The organism is Collinsella aerofaciens (assembly GCF_040926185.1).
In the GTDB taxonomy this organism is placed as follows: Bacteria; Actinomycetota; Coriobacteriia; order Coriobacteriales; family Coriobacteriaceae; genus Collinsella; species Collinsella aerofaciens_BC.
The window spans coordinates 32686-53721 of record NZ_JBCOIQ010000014.1; the positions used below are offsets into that span (position 1 = coordinate 32686).

Consider the following 21036-nt stretch of genomic DNA (forward strand, 5'->3'; position numbering starts at 1 on the left):
CTCGCTCGCTGGCATTAGTGCTACATCAGCGTTAACGTTGCCGCACTAAATTAGCTTTGTCGACTCCAGCTTTTCGATGATCCAGTCGTTGGCTTTGATGACCGGACGGCGGAAGACGACGCCCAGGGCCAGCGACGGAATCAGATAGCTCGCCAGAATGCCCAGCTCAACCCAGTACTCCATATGGTAGGCGCCAGCCATGGCGGCATGCATGGCGTTAATGCCATGGGTAAACGGCAGGAACGGATAGATCGCCTGGAACACAGGGCCGGTCATCTCGATGGGGAACGTACCGCCCGAACCACCGACCTGCATGACCAGCAGCACAACGGCCAAAGCCTTGCCGATATCGCCAAACGAAACCGTAAGCGTGTAGACGATATTGGAGAACACGAGACTCGCGACCCAGCCCGCCAGCACAAACTGCAGCGGGTTGTCGCACTGAATGCCAAAGAACAGGATGTCGCCCGCGCACACGAGCGTTGCCTGCAGCAGGGCCAGACCGCCAAAGAACAGGTAGCGGCCCAGGTAGATCTCGTGCAAGCGCACGGGGATTAACTCATTGATGAGTTCGTCGTCAACCGACACCTTCATCATGGCCGCCAGCACGATCGAGCCGACCCAGAGCGACAGAATCGTGTAGAACGGCGCCATGGCCGAGCCGTAGTTGCGGATCGGATAGATCGGCTTGCGATCGAGCGCGACGGGACCGGAAAGCGACACGGCCAAACCCTCGGGATCATTGCCAATCATCGTCTTGATCGTGGCCAGATCGTCCGACATAAGGGCGCCGTCGAGCTCGTCCTTAAAGGCACTGATCTTATCGGACGCTTCACCCAGCTGATCGGAAGCCTTGTTGACCAGCTTTGCAGCCTTGGAGAGGCCCTTTGCCAGCGAACCGGATGCGTCGGTCAGGCCGTCTACGGCGCTATCCAGATCGCCCGAGATGCCATCCAGCGAGTCCAGGATGCCTGAAACCGTCTTCTTGAGCTCCTTTGCCTTGACCGAGAACGTGGAGTCGTAGTCGGACTTGGCGCCCGAAATGCCCGCCTTGGCATCGGCGATGGCCTGGTCGACTTCGGCACGCGTGCTGTTGACCTCTGCCATGCTGTCAGAAAGGGACTTAGCAGTTGCCGTCAGGTCCTTGGCGCTGTAGCGATACTCCACCGCGATCCTGTTCAGCGATGTTGCCACAGACTTGAGGCTCTCCTGGAGCTTTTCGTCACTGACCTGCTCGGCAAAGCCGCGGAGCTGGTCGGCCGTGGCGTCGATATCGTCGGCACGTGTATTGAGCGCCGCCGCGGCATCGTTGAGCTGAGACACCGTAAGGTCGACATGCTGATTCGCGGCATCGAATGCCTTCGCAAGCTCGGCGGACACGTTGTCGAACGAGCCCGCGCTTCCGTCAATCGCGGCGTTGATGGCGTCGTTGGCGGCCTTCAGCGCTTCTTTGGAATCGCTCATGCCGCTCTTGGCATGCTCCATCAACTGCTTGGTCGACTCATCGACCGTACCCGTCTGCTGGAGCATACCGCTCGCCGACGTCAACGAATCGGACGTAGAGCTCAAAATGCCCGCCAGCGACGAAGCATTAGCCTGAACGTCTTGCAGGTCCCCAATCGAATCGCCGAGCGTCGAGGACAGGTTGGCGATAAAGTTGCTGACCTGGTCTGTGCTCATGTAATCGAGCAGGCTGGACACCGTCTTAAGACCGATGCTCGTAATGGTCTCGGTAAAAGATTCGTTAACCTGGTTCTGAACGGCGCTCGAACCCTTCTCGGTCACGATCTGTGCGATGGCGTTGGCCTTCTGATTCTCGTAAAACTCGATATCGGCATGCTTCACGTCGGTCGAGAAAAGCGTCATCATGTCAGCGCTAAACGTTTTGGGGATAACGACGGCAGCATAGTACGCGCCCGATTTGACGCCCTCGATGGCCTTTTCTCGATCGTTGAGCACAACCCAGTCGAAGTTCTCGTTGCCGCGCAGGGTGGCGGTCACGTTTTCGCCCACGTTAACCTCGACGGGGATCAGATCGCTCTCGTAACCCTCATCGGTGTTGACCACGGCGATCTTAAGATTGCCGGTGTTGCCGTACGGATCCCAGCTGCCGGCGATGTTAAACCACGCGTACAGACACGGTACGATAATGAGGCCCATCACGACAACCAAGCCGATCACGGAGCGAGACACGTTTTGGACATCGCGCTTAAACAGATGCAGGATGTTCTTCATTTATGCCTCACCTCCTTTGGAGTGCTTGCCAAGCGCGGTGGTATCTCCATCATTTGTGGCTGTGCTGTCGCTGCCCTGAGATTTATGGTGCGAGCCGATATGCGGCAAGCGGCCCGTGGACTGATCGCCGCCCTTGGCACCACGCTCGCTGGCGTTGAGGCCAAACATGTGGCGGGCGGCAGGAATGGCGGCCGTGTGTTCGCGCATCTCGCGACGCAGATCCTCATCCGAAAGCGCCGAGATGCGCATCTGGGTATTGAGGCTCGCTCGGATATATTCGATATTGATAAGCCAGCCGCAGATGGCAATAACCGAGATGATCCAAATGACAAGCAGGATGATCTTGCCGTTATTGTCGATATCGAGAACCGTCGACAGGACAAAGAGCAGGACCTGAACGCCCACCACGGCGGCAAAACCGCCCTTGATGTAGTACGGGTAGCGATGTTCAAAGGCGACCGCATGATCGAGCAGTTCGCGACGGTACGAATCGGAATCGAGCATGACGCGCATGGCCGTGCGCAGCGAGTAGCGCTGGCGCGGCAGGTCGTTGGACTCGCAAATCATCATACCGGTCGTGGAGAGCTGTTTATCAAAGAGCAGGTTAAGGTTGAGCAGCAGCGGACGCAGCTGCAGGCCGATAAAGAGCGCCACGATCAAGAACACGCCCAGAATGCACAGGTTAAACAGGTAGTTGAACGAATACATGCCGCCGACCGTCTCACGCAGCAGATTGATGCCGTAGGTAAAGGGCAGCAGCGGGTGCAGCCACTGGAAGAAGCCGGGCATCATCTCGATGGGGTACATGCCCGACGAACCCGGGATCTGCACGATGACGAGAATGACGCCGATAGCCTTGCCGATATGCTTAAACGTGGTGGACAGCGCATAGATGATATTGACGTAGGTGAACGAAATGGCGATGCCGCCCAGCACGAACAGCAGCGGGCTGACGCACTGCACGCCAATCACCAGATCGCCTACCGTAACGATGATGGCCTGCAACGCGCCCAGGATCACCATGAGCAACCAGCGGCCAAAGTAGCCTTGGCGCGCCGTAAAGCTGCCAACACCTTCACGGTCGACCTCGAGCTTGTAAATGGCGATGAGCACATAGCCGCCCACCCAAAGCGCCAGATTGGTGTAGAAGGGAGCGATGCCCGAGCCAAAGCTCTTGACCGGATAGATTGACTTGGACGTCAACTCAACCGGAGACGCCATGAAATCTGCCACGTCATTGACATCGACGCCCATCAGATCGGCCAGCTCGCCCATGGACTCGGAGGTCTGTAGCGCCGCGATGTCGTTGGCGGCGGTTGCGAGCTTGTCCTGGACCTTGGCAAGCGAGGCATCGGTCTGGGACAGCGTGGTCTTGGCCTGACCGAGCGTGGCGTTGAGTTGCGAAAGTGTACCGCGCGCACTTGCAATAGTAGGCGTGAGGCCAGACACGATTCCCGTCAGATCACCCGAGACGGCGGCAAACGAATCAAGTGCGCTCGAAACCTTCGGCAGCGCGTTTTGACCCAGGTCCGTCTGAGCCTGGCCAAGGTTGGTCGCACCGGTCTGAATTGCATTATTGATAGCGTCGCTGGCACCCGAGACAGCCGCAGCGTCATTCGCCATGGCGCTCGACTGCGCGGACAGACCGTCCTTGATGCTCTGAAGCTTTTCATTCTGCTCTCGAAGCAAATCGATGGTCGATACAATGCGCGCGTCAATTTCCTCGGAACCTGTCGACGTGTCATTGGCGAGAATCTCCAAGTGCCCGATAACGGCCTTATTGTGGTCGATCGTCGCTTGGAGAGACTCAAGCGAGTTGTCGATACGGGTAGTCGTAGATGCGACCGTGCCCGTCAGCTTGCCAATCGCAGCGTTTGCGGAGGCTGACGTCTTGGTGAGCGCAAGGCTGCCTTCCGAGAGCGCCTTGGAGAGCGAGGCGACAGAGTTGCCCGCCGTGGCGCGAGCCTCGCCCAGCAGGTCATTGCCCTGGGAGATCGCCTGCGTCAGCGACGGCGCCTGACCCTGCAGACCGGCAAGTGCCGCATCTGCCGAGGCAATGGAACCACTCGTCTTATCGATGGCGGCATTCATGTCGCCAATCGAATCACGCACTTCGCCCAACGTATCGGAAGCCTCTGATACCGAACCGGCCAACGAATCCTGAGTCTGGGTTGCCTTGTCCTTTAAATCGACTCCGGCATCCTTGGCAATACTGGCAACGGTCTCGCCCACCGTGGAGACAAATTCCGAGTTGATCTGCTCCTCGATGGTGTTTGCACCGGTGTCGGTAACCTTGGGCGCAATAGCGCTCTTCTTCTCATTGACGTAGTACGTAAGCTTGGGCTGATGGTAGTTGCCGTCGAGCATCGAAACCAGGTTATCCGAGAAGTTCTTGGGGACTACGATGGCCGCATAGTACTCACCGCTCTCGACGCCCTCTTTGGCATCGGCCGCAGAATCGACGAAGGTCCAGCCCAGCTGATCGTTCTCCTTGAGCTGATCGACGACCTGATCGCCCGCGTTGAGCTCGCCCACCAGGTCGTTTTGGGTGCCCCGATCGTTGTTGGCGATGGCAATCTTGATGCCCTGGGTGTTTCCGTACGGATCCCAGTTGGCCACGATGTTGTACCAGGCATACAGCGAGGGAATAACGCACACGCCAAGGGTAACCACCAAGGCGACGGGGTTCACAAGCAGTCGCTTAATGTCGCGCTTAAATATCGCAAAGGAGACCTTTGCATTGGATAGTTTGCTGCCGAGACTCACGCTTGGACCATCCATCCTGTCGTTGAATCGAATCGTACTATCGACAACCATTGTAGTAGGCGCTTTAACGTCTCAAAGCACAATGGTGTTGAGTTTTGCGGGTAGCAATATACTACGAAGATGAGTTAACGTACAGTTGTACAGTATCTTAAATTTCAGCAGGTCACAAAACCACAACCCGCACAAATAAATGATCCCTTGGGGACGGAGGGATCATTCAAAAGGAAACGAGAGTGGAAAATCTCTCACTTCAAGCCCGCATTCGAGCCAAAAGTGGGAGATTATCCACTCTCGTTCTAATCTAGTTACGGTGCCGTATCCCCGAACTACATCAAGTTGCAAACAGCCGCCGCGAAGGCTACGGGATCCTCGGGGAGGATGCCCTCGACCAGCAGGGCCTGATCGTAGAGCAGACCGGAGTACTGCTTGATCTTGTCGGCGTCGCCCGCCTTCTGAGCGGCGACGAGCTTGGAAAAGACCGGGTGCTTGGCGTTGAGCTCGAGCACGCGCTGGCTCTTGGGCATACCGTCGGGCGCGCCCTCGGGACCCTTTTGGAGCACCTTCTCCATCTCGAGCGAAAGCGGGCCCTCGGTGGTGATGCACGCGGGAGCATCGGTCAGGCGCGCAGAGACGGCAACCTTCTCGACCTTGTCGCCGAGTGCCTCCTTCATGGCGTTAAAGAGGTCCTCGTTCTCCTTGGTGGCGTCCTCGGCCTCCTTCTTCTCGTCCTCGGTCGCCAGGTCAAGATCACCGGTTGCGACGTTCTTGAGCTCCAGGTGACGATCCTCAACCTCGGGCTCGGCACCATCGGCCACGGCCTTCTCGGCAGCCTCGCGGGCGGCATCGTCCTCGTAGATCTTGGGCATATCGGCGGCAACGTACTCACGCATAGCCTGGAAGGTGAACTCATCCACGTCCTGCGTCAGCAGCAGCACGTCATAGCCGCGGTCGAGCACGCCCTTTACCACGGGCATCTTGGCCAAGCGCTCACGCGAGTCGCCGGCGGCGTAGTAGATGGCCTTCTGATCCTCGGGCATGCCCTTGGCATACTCGGCCAGGGTAATCATCTTCTGTTCCTTGGCAGACCAGAACAGCAACAGATCGGCGAGCTCATCGGCCTTCATGCCATAGCTCGAGTAGATGCCGTACTTAAGACCGCGGCCAAAGTTCTCAAAGAACTTCTCGTAGGCCTCGCGGTCGTTGTCACGCATATCCTCAAGGTCGGCGGTGATCTTCTTTTCCACACGCTTGGCGATGGCCTTGAGCTGACGGTTCTGCTGCAGCGTCTCACGCGAGATGTTGAGCGACACATCGGCGGAATCCACGACGCCGCGGACAAAGTTGTAGTAGTCGGGCAGCAGGTCGTCGCACTTCTCCATGATCAGGACGTTGGAGCTGTAGAGTGCCAGACCCTTCTCGTAATCCTTGCTGTACAGATCGAACGGCGCGCGGCCCGGCACAAACAGCAGGGCATCGTACTCGAGCGTGCCCTCGGCATGGAAGCTGATGGTGCGCGCAGGATCGTCAAAGTCGTGGAACGTGGACTTGTAGAACTCGTCGTAGTCCTTCTGCTCGACATCGGAGCTGCGCTTCTTCCAGATCGGTGTCATGGAATTGACGGTCTCGAGCTCCTGGTAGTCCTCGTACTCGGGCTTGTAATCGTCGCCGGCGTCCTCGGGCTTGGGTTTCTGGCGGCTCTTGGACACCATCATCTGAATCGGGTAGCGCACATAGTTGCTGTACTGCTGAATCAGGCTCTTGAGACCCCACTCGGTCAGGAAGCGATCGTAGGTCTCGGCCTCGCCGTCGGCATCGAGCTTCTCGTTCTCGCGCAGCGTCAGGATGACATCGGTACCGTGCTCGGCGCGCTCACCGTCCTCGATGGTGTAGCCCTCAAGACCGTCGGATTCCCACACATGGGCGACATCCTCGCCATAGGCGCGGCTGACGACCTTCACATGGCTGGCGACCATAAAGGCCGAGTAGAAGCCCACGCCAAACTGGCCGATGATGTCGACATCCGAACCCTGCTGCTCGGCGTTCTCGGTCTTAAACTCCTCGGAGCCGGAATGGGCGATGGTGCCCAGGTTGCGCTCGAGCTCCTCGGCGGTCATGCCAATGCCGTTATCCGAGATGGTAATGGTGCGGGCGTCTTTATCAAAGGAGACGCGAATGGCCAGGTCGCCCTGGTCGATCTTGACGCTCGGGTCCTGCAGGCTCTTAAAGTTGAGCTTGTCGACGGCGTCGCTCGCGTTAGAGATAAGCTCGCGCAGGAAGATTTCCTTATTGGTGTAGATGGAGTTGATCATGAGGTCGAGCAGTTTTTTGCTCTCGGTCTTAAATTGACGCATGTGCAGTCCTTTCGCGCTACCCCCGTCCGCAAAAACGGCCCGGTTGCCCGAGCCGTATCGCAGACCTGCTATGTTCAGACTTAGATTTTATAACCCATTAGCGCGCATATATACATACGGAATCGAAAAACTGTATGTCTAAGCGCTCCGATGCGCCAATTGCCAAGGAGTGTCCCCAGCTGCCGGCAGAAAAGGAACGTCCCTATCTGCCATCTACGCGCTTGGCCATCCAAACATGGGGCTGGCCCTCGTCTTCGTAGTCTACCGGGGCAATTTGCGTGTAGCCCGCCTTTACATAGAGCGGCAGCACGTATTCCTGCGCATGCAGTTTTATGAGCTTGGCACCGGCATCACGCGCGGCGGCATCACTGGCCTCGACGATCTTGCTCGCCAGACCGCGACGGCGCATGCTCGGCAGCACAGCCACGCGCCCCATAATATAGGTCTCCCCCGCTGCGACGCCTTCGTCCAAGTCGCACGCCGGCGAAACCGGAGCCTCTGAATCTGCCGCGCGCTCGAGCTCTTCGGGAAACACGCGGGAGCAACCGGCAAGCTCGCCGTCTACATAGAGCGTCACATGAATGCAGCTTTGATCCTCGTCGATAGCGTCGAACTCATTCTCGTAGCCTTGCTCGTCCATAAAAACGACGCGGCGCACCAACGCCGCGTCATCAAAGCATCCCGTCTTAAGTTGGATATCCATGGCTGCCCCTTCATTCAATGCGAACGTTAGGGACAGATTTTAGCGAAAATGGGCTCCGCGCACGCTAAACTTCGCGCGAGCCTTCGCCAGGCAATCGTAATGACCCACGTTATGGGCATCGCTCGCGATGAAACTGTACAGGTTCTGATCGAACAGGCGCTGTGCCGGCTTTTTTTCGCGACCAAAGCGACCGCCGGCAATAAAGTCCGCCGAAGCCTGCAGCTTGCAGCCCATATCGACCAGACGCTCCGCCACGCTTACATCCTTTTGAACCGCACGATAGCGCTCAGGATGAGCGATGATCACCTGGTAGCCACGACACTGCAAATCGTAAATCGTGTTCTCGTACTCTCTAAACGCATACGCATCGGCATGCGTCGAAAGCTCGAGCAGAAACTCGTTGGTCCCATCGAAATGCAAGTGCTCCGCGGCATCGATACCAAGCTCAACGAGCTTTCGATGGTTGACCTCGAAGCCCATCTGGAGCGGAAAACCGTCAGCGTTATCACGCAGCAGCTCAAAGGCATCCCACATCTTGTCGTAATCAAAATAGGGATCACGGCAGTGAGGAGTGCAAACGATTCTGGTTACACCGGCCCGCTTGGCAGCCTCGAGCATCGCCAAGCTCTCATCGAGATCGGCGGCGCCGTCGTCTACACCCGGCAAGATATGGCAATGAATGTCACGCATAGGTCAGCCTTAATCAACTAAACGTTTGCTCGGTTGGTGAAGATGCCCTTTTTGGAAGTGCCCTGATCGTCGGAGCCCTTCTTCACCTTCTTACCGTCCTTGGTGTAGTAGGAGTAGTAGTACTCGCTGGTCTCGGTCTCGCAGTAGTTCATAACGGTACCGATGAGCTTGACCTTCTCGGACTTCTTAAGCTGACCGATGGCGTTGAGCGCCTCCTCGCGCTTGGTGAAGTCCTCGCGCACCACGAACAGCGTACCGTCGGTCAGACTTGCGATCTCGGCAGCATCGATGAAGGTGCCTACCGGAGGAGCGTCGAAGATGACGTACTGGAACTTGGCAGACAGCGCCTTGACCAGCTTGGAAAAGCGATGGGAGACGATGATGTCGGCAGGATTGGGAATGTGCGGCTCGGCATCGAGGAAGTAGAAGTTCTTCTGACCCGTCTCGACAATCGCCTGGTCAATGGAGATCTGCTCGGACAGGACCGCATAGAGTCCGCCGCGCGAACGAACGCCGAGCATATCGGAAAGGGACCTGCGGCGCATATCGGCCTCGACCAGGAGCACGGACTTGCCGCTCGTGGCGATTGCCTGAGCAAGGTTAATGGAAACCGTAGACTTGCCCTCGTTGGGAATCGAGGAGGTAACGGTAATGGTGCGAATGGGGTCGTCCACGCTCGCAAAGCGGATGTTGGCCAGAAGGGTCTTGGCGGCATTCTGTACAACGAGCTTATCGGTGTTCTTTGCCTTAGCCATGCCTATTTACCACCTTTCATAGCCGGAATTCGGCCAACAACGGGAATACCCAGGAGCTCTTCTGCCTCTTCGGCACCGCGGATGCGGGTATTGAGCATGTCTGCCAAAACGACATAGGCAACTGCGATAAAGATACCGGCGAGGAACGCGACGGCAATATACAGCGTGCGCTTGGGGCCGCTGGGGGCTTCGGGGGTCTTAGCCTCGTCGATAACGTTGATGCTCTGGGCAGCGCCGACATTCTGAGCGACCGTGCTCACCGAGCTGGCCATGGCCTTTGCGACCTCAGCCGTCTCCTTGGCATCGGTGCCGGTAACCGAAAGCGTAATGACACGCGTGGTGGTCTCGGAGGAAACAGACACCTTGTAGTCATCCAGATCGGTGAGGCCCAGTTCCTTGGCGGCGCCGCTCTTAACGCTATCGCTATCCAGCAGCGTGGCAATATCGTTGGAAAGCATCTGGCTCGCCGAGAGATCGTTGTAGCTCATCTGACCGCTATCGTCGGTCTTGGCGAGAACGTACATGCTCGTCGTCGCGGTGTAGGTGTTGTCCATCGCGGCGAAGGACACGATGCCCATGGCGATCGCGCAGACCACCGGAAGGGTGATGACCAGCTGAAGGTGCTTTTTGAGCAGCTGGAACAGTTCGAGAAGGGTCATGCAGCTTGCCTTTCATTTCCCCAGTTCGGATTGACAAAACTGTCCGTATGTTATCGCATCTTTTTACCGAGACCAAACTCTATACATAAGAAACAGGCTCTCCTGTAAAAATGTCGGAAGCAATCGTAAAATTGCACAACAACGCCGCACCCGAAAGTCAAATGCGGCGTCTACATCAATATCTATGTTGTATCGCTATGCGAATGGCTCGTCCTGCTGTATGGGAAACGTCACCGTAATGGTGGTTCCCACGCCCAACTCGCTCGACAGATCGAGCGTGGCGTGATGATACAGGGCCGCATGCTTGACAATGGCAAGCCCCAGGCCGGTTCCGCCGCGTGCCTTGGACCTACTCTTGTCCACGCGATAGAACCGCTCAAATACCTTGCCCTGTTCTTCAGGCGCGATACCGATTCCCGTGTCGGCGACCGCGAGGAACGGATGGCCTTCGTCGTTGGTACCGCACTGCAGCGTAACCGTACCACCGGGTCGATTGTAGCGGATGGCGTTGCTTGCCAGATTATAGATGAGCTCGTCGATCAAGCGCGACACGCCTTCGATGACCACAGGCTTGGTCTCATGACTTATCGTCACATTCGCCTGACGGGCGACCTGTTCAAGACGCTGCTCAACCGCGTAGATGGCACGCGAGAGCTCAATAGGCTCCGTGGACCCAATGGGCACCGCCTCGCCCTCAGTTGCACGCTCGGCCTCGTCCAAGTTAGACAGCGTAAGGATGTCGTTGACAAGCGCTGCCAAGCGGCCCGCCTCACGATAGATGCGACCGCCAAAGTTGCGCAGGTCGTCCTCGCCCTCGACCATGCCGTTTGCAATGAGCTCAGCATAGCCCGAAATCGCCGTAAGCGGCGTCTTGAGCTCATGGGTGATATTCGCCGTGAATTCGCGGCGCATACGGTCGTTGTCCGCCAGCACCGCCATTTGGCGCTTGAGCTCCTGGCGCTGCGACTCGATACGCTCAAGCATGGGGACCATCTCGGCATAGGCGTGCTCATAGCTACGGCGTGGGTGGTCCAAATCCACCTCTTGCAAAGGCGCGATGATGGCACGGGACTCGCGGCGCGCCATAAAAAACGAGAGTACTGCACCCGCTGCTGCGATAAGCAGCATCGGCGCCAGCATCGACAGCAAAATCGCCGCAACGCCAGGCTGGGCCTGCGCCAAGCGAACGACCTGGCCGTTATCAAGGGTGACGGCGCGATACAGCATAATCTCGTCGAGTGTAGAGCTTGCGCGCTCCGCGGAACCCGAACCACTCTCAAAGGCCTCGATGACCTCGGGGCGATCGCCATGGTTGGGCAGTGTGGAAGGTGACGCCTCGTTGTCGTAGGCAACAGATCCGTCCTTATTGATCAGCGTGATACGAAGATCCTCGCGATCGAGGCTTCGCAAGAACGGAATGGGCTCCTGCTGCTCGTCGAGGGCGGCAGCAATAAGCTCGGTTTCCTGCGCCAGATTGGCACTCGTGGCATCCGCCAAAGTGTTTTGCACAAAGAACGCACCCAGCACCGTAAACGCCACGATAACCGCCATGGCGCAGACAAAGATCGTCACAAAAACGCGGTGCGACAGCGTATGTTTTCCCTGGGGGGCGAAGACCACGGGTTACTCCTCCGATGCGGTGGCCGCGGTGTCGTCGCCTTCGGCACCATCACCGGCAGAAGGCTCGGCCAGGCGATAACCCACGCCGCGCACGGTCTCGATGGCGCTGGCATGCTCGCCCAGTTTTTGGCGAAGCGTCTGCACGTGCACGTCAACGGTGCGCGAACCGCCGTCGAAGTCCCAGCCCCACACGCTCTGCAGCAACGACTCGCGGGTAAAGACCACGCCGGGCTTGCGCATGAGGTACTCGAGCAGGTCGAACTCGCGCAGGGTGAGCTTAAGCGGCTCGCCGGCAACGGTCACCTCGCGATGGCTGGGCGAAAGCACGATGTCGCCCACGCTGAGCACATCGCTCGCCTGCTTGACCATGCCGCCGCGACGCAGCAGTGCACGGCAGCGGCTGGCGAGCTCCATGAGCGAGAAGGGTTTAGTCAGGTAATCGTCGGCACCGCCATCGAGCGCCATCACCTTATCGAGCTCGGTATCCTTGGCAGTGAGCATCATGATGGGCACCGTCGCCGTCAGGCGGTCGGCGCGAAGGCGACGCATAATTGCCAAACCGTCGGTATCGGGCAGCATGATGTCGAGCAAGACGGCATCGGGTACCCGTCGCGCCACGGCGGCCTTAAACTCGCCATCGCACGAAAAGCCCTCGGCCTCGATCCCCTGCTTGCGCAGCGCATAGACCGTCAAATCCCTGATGTTGTCGTCGTCCTCGACGTAATAGATCATGTTGAACCCCTTTGCGGCCGGTGTGACCGCATCTTAACCCTAAAGGTGCCTGTAATAGACGGTGTCAGCCAAAACGACCCGTCAAATAATCCGCCGTGCGCGGATCGGTCGGATTTTTAAAGAGCTGGGCGGTGGGCGCATGCTCCACCAGCTCGCCCAGTAAGAAGAAAGCAACCGAGTCGGAAATACGCGCAGCCTGCTGCATGTTGTGCGTAACGACCACTAGCGTGCAGGTCTCCTTGAGCTCGCAGGCCAGCTGCTCCACCACCAGCGTCGACACGGGATCGAGGGCACTCGTGGGCTCGTCCATCAGCAGAATGTCGGGCTGCACGGCAAGCGCGCGGGCGATGCACAGGCGCTGCTGCTGTCCTCCCGAAAGACCCAGGCCCGACTCCTTGAGCTTGTCCTTGACCTCGTCCCACAGGGCAGCGCGACACAGGGAGTCCTCGACCAGCTCATCGAGCACGGCGCGGTCGCGCACGCCCATACCGCGAGGACCATACGCGACGTTATCGTAGACGCTCATGGGAAACGGGTTGGGGCGCTGAAACACCATACCCACACGCTGGCGCAGGCGGCAGATGTCGTAAGCGCCCAGGATATCTTGACCATCGAGCGCAATCTTGCCCTCGATACGACAATCCTTGATGCCGTCGTTCATGCGGTTAAAGCAGCGCAGCAACGTGGACTTTCCGCAGCCCGAAGGCCCGATGAACGAGGTGATCTGCTTGTCGCGGATCTTGATATTCACGTCCTTGAGCGCATGATGGTCGCCATAGAACAGGTCGAGGCCCTCGACATCGATGCGCGTCGGCGAGGCCGCAAGATCCTCTGCCGTGGGGCGAGTCGCATCCCCAACCTCCCGCTCGCGCGCGGCCTCGGCCTGCGCTTTCATGAGTTCTTCAAGCTCCGTGGGCCCCACAGCCGCAGCAGCCGTCATACCGCATACCTCCATATCGATATCAATTTAGCAGTATCGATAGTAGGAATCGCGGCTCATATGCACGTGAGCGCATTGTCAAGTGTTTGTAAGGGAACGCTGGCTATGCGGCGGGCAGCTCGATGGTGAATATCGTGTGTTCGGGCGTCGATTCACATGCAACGGTACCGCCGTGTGCCGCGATGATCTCCTTGGCAATAGCAAGGCCCAGACCGGCACCACCGCGATTGGTCGCACGCGCCGCATCCAGGCGATAGAACTTCTCAAAGATCACCTTGAGCTTTGACTCAGGGATAGGATCGCCCTGATTGATAAAGCGCACGCGCACGCCACCGTCGTCCCGGCGTCTGGCCTCGATCGTGATGGTCGAGCCCTCATAGCTATAGGCAATAGCGTTTTTCATGATGTTGTTGAACACGCGAGCCATCTTGTCGCCATCCACGAGCACCGTCAGGTCCTCGCGAATATCAACTTGGACTTCCTTATGCTGCTCGTTGAGGATGGGATAGAACTCGTCAGCCACCTGAGCCAGCAGCAACCCCAGATCAACATAGCCGCGCGTGAGCACGATATCGTGGAAGTCAAAGCGCGTGATATCGAAGAACTCTTCGATGAGCGTATCGAGCCGGTGCGCCTTGTCGAGCGCCACGCCCGTAAAGTGCGCACGTTGCTCAACCGGCAGCTCAGGAGCCTCTTGCAGCAGCGAAAGATAGCCCACCACACTGGCAAGCGGGGTGCGTAGGTCATGTGCCAAGTACGTGACCAGATCGTCCTTGCGATGCGACTCGTCACGCAGAGCTTGCTGCACCTTGCGCTCACGGTCACGCACGCGGTTAAGGGCGCCCTCGACCTCCAAGAAGTCGCCGTCGATGTTGTCCCAGGTGTCGGGGTGATCGATCAGGCGATCTTGAATACGAGCAGCCAGCACACAATCGGCATGCTGCTCGCCCTGCTCGTAGCCCTGGTAGTACAGGGCGCGGCCGCACAAGAACAGCACGCACACGGCAAGCGCCAGCACAAAGCCAAGCATGTTGAATACAAAGCCGGCATCGAACAACACCGGCCCTTCGATGCCGCCGAGCGCCATGGCGCCAATCGCCAACGTCATGGCCCACGCGGCGCCGCCAATCACCACGCAGCAGCACACGATCTCAAATCGATCGATCAGCAAAAAGCCGACAAGCAGCACCGCCAAGATTCCGACGATGTTGTCGATGCCAATCAGCAGCAGGCTCAGCAAAAAGAGCAGCACCGTTGCAAGCGCGCGGTTGTCGATGACCGATCTCACGTATTCAAAGAGCCGATCGGGCACCTCGAACGCTTGTCTATCGTCTTTTGTCATATCAAGATCCTCACAAGCGAAAAGCGTTATTCGATGATGTAGCCGACGCCCCAGACGTTTTTGATAAAGCGTGGCTTTTGTGCGTCGTCGCCGATCTTTTCGCGCAAGTGGCGAATGTGCACCATCACCGTATTGTTGGAGCCGGGCATAAAGTCCTCGTTCCACACCGCGCGGAACAGATCCTCCACGGCCACCACGCTGCCGCGATGCTCGACCAGATACAGCAAGATTGAATACTCGGTGGGTGTGAGGCGTACCGGTGCACCGTCCACCGTCACGGAACGAGCGTCGCGGTTGATCTCCAAGCCGTCGAGCTGAATGGTCGGCGACTCGGCCGCCTGTGCACGGCTACCGTAGCTGGTGTAGCGGCGAAGCTGAGCGTGCACGCGCGCGATGAGCTCCAGCGGGCGGAACGGCTTGACCACGTAATCGTCCGCGCCAAGCGAAAGGCCCCCGATCTTGTCTTGCTGGGCATCGCGCGCCGTCAGCATGATCACGGGATAGGTATGGCTGGAACGGATCGTACGCAGCAGCTCAAAGCCATCGATATCGGGCAGCATGACATCCAGCAGCGCCAAATCAAACTCCTGCTCCAAGATTGCCTTGGCAGCATCGGCCCCGCTATAGGCAATCTGGACATCAAAGCCCTCTTTTGTAAGGTAGATGCCAACCAAGTCGGCGATGGCCTTCTCGTCATCAACTACCAGTATGCGCTCGTTCATGCGTGCTCCTCTCGCGCTCCATTATGCCCGAGGCGACGCACGCCACACACAACAAGCGTGGTTGATTAAGTCGGCCTTAAGCACCCTTGTGCCCGTTCGGGAGCGGATGTGGGCCACGCACGCACGCGATGATCGCCGACGCCGGCAAACGATATACTCTAGTTCCAGAAGAGACCATCCCGTCGAAAGCGAAATCCGTGAAGCCCCTCACCTCTTTTGCAAAGCGCTCAGCCCAGCTTGCCGCCGGCTTTGTCTGCGCTATCGCCCTTGCCGCTGGCGTGCCCACCGTTGCCGGCGCCCAAGTGCTCACGACCGACAATGTTTGCGGCAAAACCGCCGATGCGCGCGGCATCACGGCCGAAAACCTGCCCGGTATCGATGCGACCAATGCCCTCGTCATGGGCAAAGACGGCACCGTCTACTATGGGCGCGGCGCCGATGAGCAGGTCAAGATCGCCTCGATCACCAAGGTCATGACCGCAATCCTAACCGTCGAGAATTGCAAGATGGACGAGAAGGTCACGGTAAGCAACACCGCGGCCACCGTGGGTAATTCGACCGCCGGCTTGCTCGAAGGCGACGAGCTTACCGTGGAGCAGGCACTGCGCGGCCTTATGATTCCCTCGGGCAACGACGCCGCCATCGTGCTCGCCGAATATGTGGGCAAGAAGATCGACCCTAAGACAAAAGACGCCGAGGCCACATTTGTGAAGGCCATGAACGAGCGCGCTAAGAAGCTCGGCTGCACCGGTACGCTTTTTGAAAACCCGCATGGTCTGGACTTTGATGAGTGGGCTGGCGATATGCACTCAACCGCACACGACGTAGCGCTGATGATGCAGGAGGCCATGAAAAACGATACGATCCGCGAGGTCGTAGCGAGCGAGGATTCCTGGATCGAGGTCACGGGCGCCGACGGCACCGACCATTCGCATTCCATGGACACGCATAACTATTTGCTGGGCCAAGATGGCAACATCGGTGGCAAGACCGGTACCACCGACGACGCGGGCTATTGCTTTACGAGCGCCTACAACCGCGACGGCGACGAGATCTACACCGTCGTTTTGAACTCCACCACCACCGACCAGCGCTTTACCGATACCGCCACCCTTGCCAACTGGTACTACGGCCACAAGGTGACGGTCGCAATCGCCAACACACAGGAAAAGACCGCCAACGGCAACCCGCTTATGGCGCGCATTGGCCAAACCGACTGGACGGATAAGACGATCGACGCCACACTCGCCGATCCCACGGCGCAAGCGACCGTGTTTTCCCTTGCCGGCAAGGTGACCGAAAAGATTAGCTACGACGATCTTTCGGGCACGGTGCATGTGGGCGACAAGGTGGGTAGCGTCACGCTCAAGCAGGACGGCACCAAGATCGCCGTCATGGACCTAGTTGCCGACGAGGAAGGCGCAGGGCCGAATCCCATTGAATGGCTCCTTGTGAAGCTCGATCGCTTGAGCCGTCGCATCGACAACCGCCCGCTCACAGCAGAAAGCGAGACCGTCGCCAAGGCGCCCGAGGTGTAGGGCGCAAGAATAATAAGCCCACTGAAAGGAGGCGTCCGAAAGGATGCCTCTTTTTTGAGGGTTCGAATCCCCAGCTAACGTTCTCCATACCAAAAAGGGCCCCTTACGGAGCCCTTCTTCAAATTCGTACTGGCGGAGAGCTGGGGATGTCCGGGCATGCTGCGCATGCCCTCCGGCTTCAAAGCCTGACGGCTTTTCGCCCACGGGCTACAAACGCTTTCGCGTTTGCTTAACGCCCGTGCCCTCTCGGGTTCGAATCCCCAGCTAACGTGGTTCAACTAAAAAAGGGTCCCTTTCGGGACCCTTCTTTAAAGTCTTACTGGCGGAGAGCTGGGGATTCGAACCCCAGATGCCCTTTTGGGGCATACTCGCTTAGCAGGCGAGCACCTTCGGCCTCTCGGTCAGCTCTCCGTAACAGCCGTTCTATAGTAACCAAACAGTCGAAGTTGGGCAAGAGGGAATTTTCTAATTGTCCAGTGGCCTTTCCTCCTTGCAGTTTTCGCTACTACCCCAGCGAGCGATTGAGGGAGCCGAGCTCGTCGTTACCCATGGTGCGCCACATTTGGAAGATGCAACCGCGTGCCAGGAAAAAGAAGCCGTTGTCGACCAGTTGCACAGCGGCATCTGCAAGCTGATTCGTCACGGCGGACACTGGCGGCAACTCGAGTCCAGCCTTGCGGATGGTCTCGACCGCTTCCTCGAACGTCGGAGGCTCGCTGACGCCCATCTCGTTCATAAGGCCCTGCATTTCTTCCAGCGCGCTGCTGCCCGACTCCTCGCCGCGCGGCACTAGACGGTAACAAGCCAGCGCCAGGTCGAGCTGATCGCAATTCCAATAGGCAAACGCCAAGCGATAGAACAGGTAGCCGATTGCAGAACGATCGCTGGCAATACGTAGGCCGTGGCGCGCCACCTCGATAATCTCGTCAAAGCGCTCCAGACGCGCAAGCACGTTGATGAGCGCAAAGTGCGATTGCATGGACGAGCGCGCCAGATCGTAAAGATGGCGCACCTCGGGTAGTGCTCGTTCAAAGTCCTCTTGCTCGGCGTAAAAGCTGCAGATCTCGTGCTGGGCAAAGTACAGCGCATCGGGCGCACGAAGGATTCGCACAGAGCGGTCTTCTTCCAACACCGGTAGCACCATGCGCACCAGCTGGTTATCGCAAAACTGCGTTTGAACCGGACCTGTCGCCAAAAGCTCGGCGATGGCGCACTTAGCCTCCAACTCCTCGACAAGACGGGAAAAGCCTTCAAAAGCACCTGTACTGTCGACTTTTGCCTGCTCGCGCAATTCAACAACACGGGCCACGTATGGGTCGTCGTCCTCTTCCATGACCTCCAACTCGTCAGCCGTATCGGCAAGCAGCAGATCGCGCAGCGCCGGCGGCAGCGTGCGATGGTCATCACGCGGACGAGCATGAACCTCCGCAGGCTCAATCGTCTCCGGAGCTGTTGACTCATACGCCTCAAGCACACGCTTGCACGGCATATCGTCCATGTCCATGCTCTCAAGATCCTTGGCGACAGGCACGCAATCGGCCAGATAGGCCGCGCGCCCAAAGAAATACGTTGCGACAACACGCTCGCCCTGTTCACCGTCGGGAGCAGCAATCTGCACGTAGCAGCGCGTAATGCAGGTGCCCGCGGCAAAGCACGCTGCCGCAAGCGTGAGTGCCACGCGCGCATCGTGTTCCGCGGCCCAGATCGCGCGCGTGTCCTCGTCCAGCTCGCGCCAGGCGTCATCTTGAGCGTCGTATTCACGTTGCGGCACGGCATCAACGACAGACTGCCCAAACCGAACGAGCATAATCCCCTCGGCAACGTTTACTCGATAGGTATAGTCGAGCCGCGTGACCACGTTGAGCGCCTCAACGATTCGCGCAAAACGGGTGCGCACGTCCCACTCGCCGCCCGGCTGGCACGAAACCGTTCCCGGTTTGGCCCACGGATTATCGCTCGAGGCCGTATCGAGCAGTCGGGGAACATCGTTGGACGTCTTGGCGATATGCCACGCATCAAAGAGAGCGCAGCCCTCAAGGCTCGGTGAGGATGCCGCGGGGGCCAATCCAGCCCCGATGCGCTCAAGGATGCCGGAGAGGCGGTTGAGACGGCACTCGATGGCGAGCAGCATGTCAATCTCGTCCTGGTCCAGCAGGCTACGATCAAAATTGAGATAAAACAGCTTTGACCGGTCGATGCGCGCCAGGCTCATTTCGGACTTGGCGGCAATGGTGCGCAGACGGGGCAAGTCAATTTCGCTCATAAGGGTGGCGGCATAGCGCTCGATACCGCTCGGATTCTCGGCATGGTCAACGCGGTAAAGCAGCGTCTCGATAGCATCGGGGAGCGGTGCCGTGTTAAAGCCCAAAAACACCTCGACCGGCTCGGGCAACTTTACGAGCTTGATCTTGTCGACAACGTTTTGCATATCCGCATCGAGACCGTCGACGCCCGCCGTGTTCGCAATAGCGCTTTCGAAGTTGGCAAATATCACGTAGCGCAGGAACATCGATGCCATGAACTCGCCGTAAGGAAGGGAGCGGGCCGAATTCCATGTCTCGTGATCGGACTGCTCGCGCATGGGGCCTTCGGGAGAGCCGACGGTTCGCGCGCACGCGCGCATTGCACCGCTGGCTTCCCTTACCATAATCTCACCAATACTGGAATCCGACTCGTCAAGGACCAGTTCCATGTCGGGATCGTTGGACAGCGGAGCCTCGCTAACGGGGCGGTCCACCTTGTACACCTCACCCGAAACGCTTACGTAGCCCAAAAGCGACACATGACTTTTGCCAACGAATTCGACGACATAACAAGATTCATGCTGATCCTCGCCAAAGAGTTTCCAGACCACGCCATATGAGCGTCCCGCAGGCTGCTCGGGCATCGCCGGAAAGCGCTTCTTGGGATCGAGAAACCTGAGCTTGTATGTCGGACGCTCTGCCACGAAATATCACCCTGATCGGTCGTCTAGAGAAGGAGTGGTCGCGAATAAGTCGCGACATCTACTCGGAATCTTACACGAGTCGACAGGAAATCGTCCCTTTGGACGAAAGCACTCAAGCTGGCGCAAAAGAAAAGCCCCCGTTGCCGGGAGCTTTAATCTCAAATGGTGCGGCGTATAGGATTCCGCGCATCCGCTGCGCGGATCCGCACCGGCTTCGCCCGCCTGCCGGTGCGCTCGCCCGCGGGCTGAAAACGCTCCGCGTTTTCTTTACGCCCGCGCCTCGACCGAGGTTCGAATCCATGCGGTGCTTACGTAAAAGAAAAGCCCCCGTCGCCGGGAGCTTTAATCTCAAATGGTGCGGCGTATAGGATTCGAACCTATGACGTTCTGATTCGTAGTCAGACCCTCTATCCAGCTGAGGTAACGCCGCGACTTGTTGATTATTATGCACATCGACTGAATAAAGGTCAAGCAATTTTCGAAAAAAGTTATCAAATTTGATTTTTACTCATTTTGACCACTTGATGCGATCTTCGACGCATCGCGATATAAGAAAAGCCTCCGTTACCGGAGGCTTTAAAGTTCAGTTGGTGCGGCGTATAGGATTCGAACCTATGACGTTCTGATTCGTAGTCAGACCCTCTATCCAGCTGAGGTAACGCCGCAACGCACGGATTATTATGCACGCGAGCCCCCGATGGGTCAAGCGACAATTAGAAAAATTTTACGGAGTGATAATTAAGTTGTTCGTGCCTCGACCGAGGTTCGAATCCATGCGGTGTTGCCATAAAAGAAAAGCCCCCGTTGCCGGTGAGGCTTTCAATTTCAATTGGTACGGCGTATAGGATTCCGCGCATCCGCTGCGCGGATCCGCACCGGCTTCGCCCGCCTGCCGGCGCGCTCGCCCGCGGGCTAAAACGCTCCGCGTTTTCTTGACGCCCGCGCCTCGACCGAGGTTCGAATCCATGCGGTGTTGCCATAAAAGAAAAGCCCCCGTTGCCGGAGGCTTTCAATTTCAATTGGTGCGGCGTATAGG

At 58.1% G+C, this 21036-nt stretch carries 14 protein-coding genes and 3 tRNA genes; 1 reads left to right on the top strand and 16 read right to left on the bottom strand.

Annotated features, from left to right (window positions below):
* Positions 1–45: 45 nt before the first annotated feature.
* The 12 genes from AB5750_RS06890 to AB5750_RS06945 all read right to left on the bottom strand — a co-directional run bounded on the left by AB5750_RS06890 (position 46) and on the right by AB5750_RS06945 (position 15515).
* Positions 46–2235 (bottom strand): YhgE/Pip domain-containing protein, encoded by a 2190-nt coding sequence (locus tag AB5750_RS06890; protein WP_368145770.1) that lies wholly within the window; start codon positions 2233–2235, stop codon positions 46–48.
* Entirely contained in the window at positions 2236–5001 is a 2766-nt protein-coding gene (locus tag AB5750_RS06895; protein ID WP_368145769.1) for a YhgE/Pip domain-containing protein, read from the bottom strand.
* A gap of 326 nt (positions 5002–5327) precedes the next feature.
* Entirely contained in the window at positions 5328–7352 is a 2025-nt protein-coding gene (gene htpG / locus AB5750_RS06900; RefSeq protein ID WP_195362014.1) for a molecular chaperone HtpG, read from the bottom strand.
* A 202-nt stretch (positions 7353–7554) separates the two neighbouring features.
* Positions 7555–8055, bottom strand: a complete 501-nt coding sequence (locus tag AB5750_RS06905) for a GNAT family N-acetyltransferase (RefSeq protein WP_368145768.1) — start codon at positions 8053–8055, stop codon at positions 7555–7557.
* Between the two features lie 39 nt (positions 8056–8094).
* Positions 8095–8745 (bottom strand): tyrosine-protein phosphatase, encoded by a 651-nt coding sequence (locus tag AB5750_RS06910; RefSeq protein WP_022094060.1) that lies wholly within the window; start codon positions 8743–8745, stop codon positions 8095–8097.
* 17 nt (positions 8746–8762) lie between these two features.
* Positions 8763–9500 carry a CpsD/CapB family tyrosine-protein kinase gene (locus AB5750_RS06915; protein WP_368145767.1) on the bottom strand — a complete coding sequence of 246 codons (738 nt, stop codon included), beginning with the start codon at positions 9498–9500 and terminating at the stop codon, positions 8763–8765.
* Positions 9501–9502: 2 nt separating this feature from the next.
* Complete coding sequence (locus AB5750_RS06920) at positions 9503–10159, bottom strand: YveK family protein (protein ID WP_368145766.1); 657 nt, start codon at positions 10157–10159, stop codon at positions 9503–9505.
* Positions 10160–10354: 195 nt separating this feature from the next.
* Positions 10355–11779 (bottom strand): sensor histidine kinase, encoded by a 1425-nt coding sequence (locus AB5750_RS06925; protein ID WP_117803628.1) that lies wholly within the window; start codon positions 11777–11779, stop codon positions 10355–10357.
* A 3-nt stretch (positions 11780–11782) separates the two neighbouring features.
* Positions 11783–12511, bottom strand: a complete 729-nt coding sequence (locus tag AB5750_RS06930; RefSeq protein WP_089572665.1) for a response regulator transcription factor — start codon at positions 12509–12511, stop codon at positions 11783–11785.
* Between the two features lie 64 nt (positions 12512–12575).
* A complete protein-coding gene (pstB, locus tag AB5750_RS06935) occupies positions 12576–13451 on the bottom strand; it encodes a phosphate ABC transporter ATP-binding protein PstB (protein WP_368145765.1) in 876 nt (291 codons plus the stop codon).
* A gap of 103 nt (positions 13452–13554) precedes the next feature.
* Positions 13555–14793: a sensor histidine kinase gene (locus AB5750_RS06940; RefSeq protein ID WP_368145764.1), complete on the bottom strand. Its 1239-nt coding sequence runs from the start codon at positions 14791–14793 to the stop codon at positions 13555–13557.
* A gap of 26 nt (positions 14794–14819) precedes the next feature.
* On the bottom strand, positions 14820–15515 hold the full coding sequence (locus AB5750_RS06945; protein ID WP_022094536.1) for a response regulator transcription factor: 696 nt from the start codon (positions 15513–15515) through the stop codon (positions 14820–14822).
* 197 nt (positions 15516–15712) lie between these two features.
* On the opposite strand from AB5750_RS06945, the gene AB5750_RS06950 reads away from it, so the two are divergent.
* Positions 15713–17053 carry a D-alanyl-D-alanine carboxypeptidase family protein gene (locus AB5750_RS06950; RefSeq protein ID WP_368145763.1) on the top strand — a complete coding sequence of 447 codons (1341 nt, stop codon included), beginning with the start codon at positions 15713–15715 and terminating at the stop codon, positions 17051–17053.
* A gap of 320 nt (positions 17054–17373) precedes the next feature.
* On the opposite strand, the gene AB5750_RS06955 is transcribed toward AB5750_RS06950, so the two are convergent.
* The 4 genes from AB5750_RS06955 to AB5750_RS06970 all read right to left on the bottom strand — a co-directional run bounded on the left by AB5750_RS06955 (position 17374) and on the right by AB5750_RS06970 (position 20665).
* Positions 17374–17464: transfer RNA gene (locus tag AB5750_RS06955), tRNA-Ser, on the bottom strand.
* 94 nt (positions 17465–17558) lie between these two features.
* Entirely contained in the window at positions 17559–20000 is a 2442-nt protein-coding gene (locus tag AB5750_RS06960) for a tetratricopeptide repeat protein (RefSeq protein ID WP_368145762.1), read from the bottom strand.
* Positions 20001–20353: 353 nt separating this feature from the next.
* A tRNA-Arg gene (locus AB5750_RS06965) sits at positions 20354–20430 on the bottom strand.
* 158 nt (positions 20431–20588) lie between these two features.
* Positions 20589–20665 (bottom strand) — tRNA-Arg (locus tag AB5750_RS06970).
* Between the last annotated feature and the right edge of the window lie 371 nt (positions 20666–21036).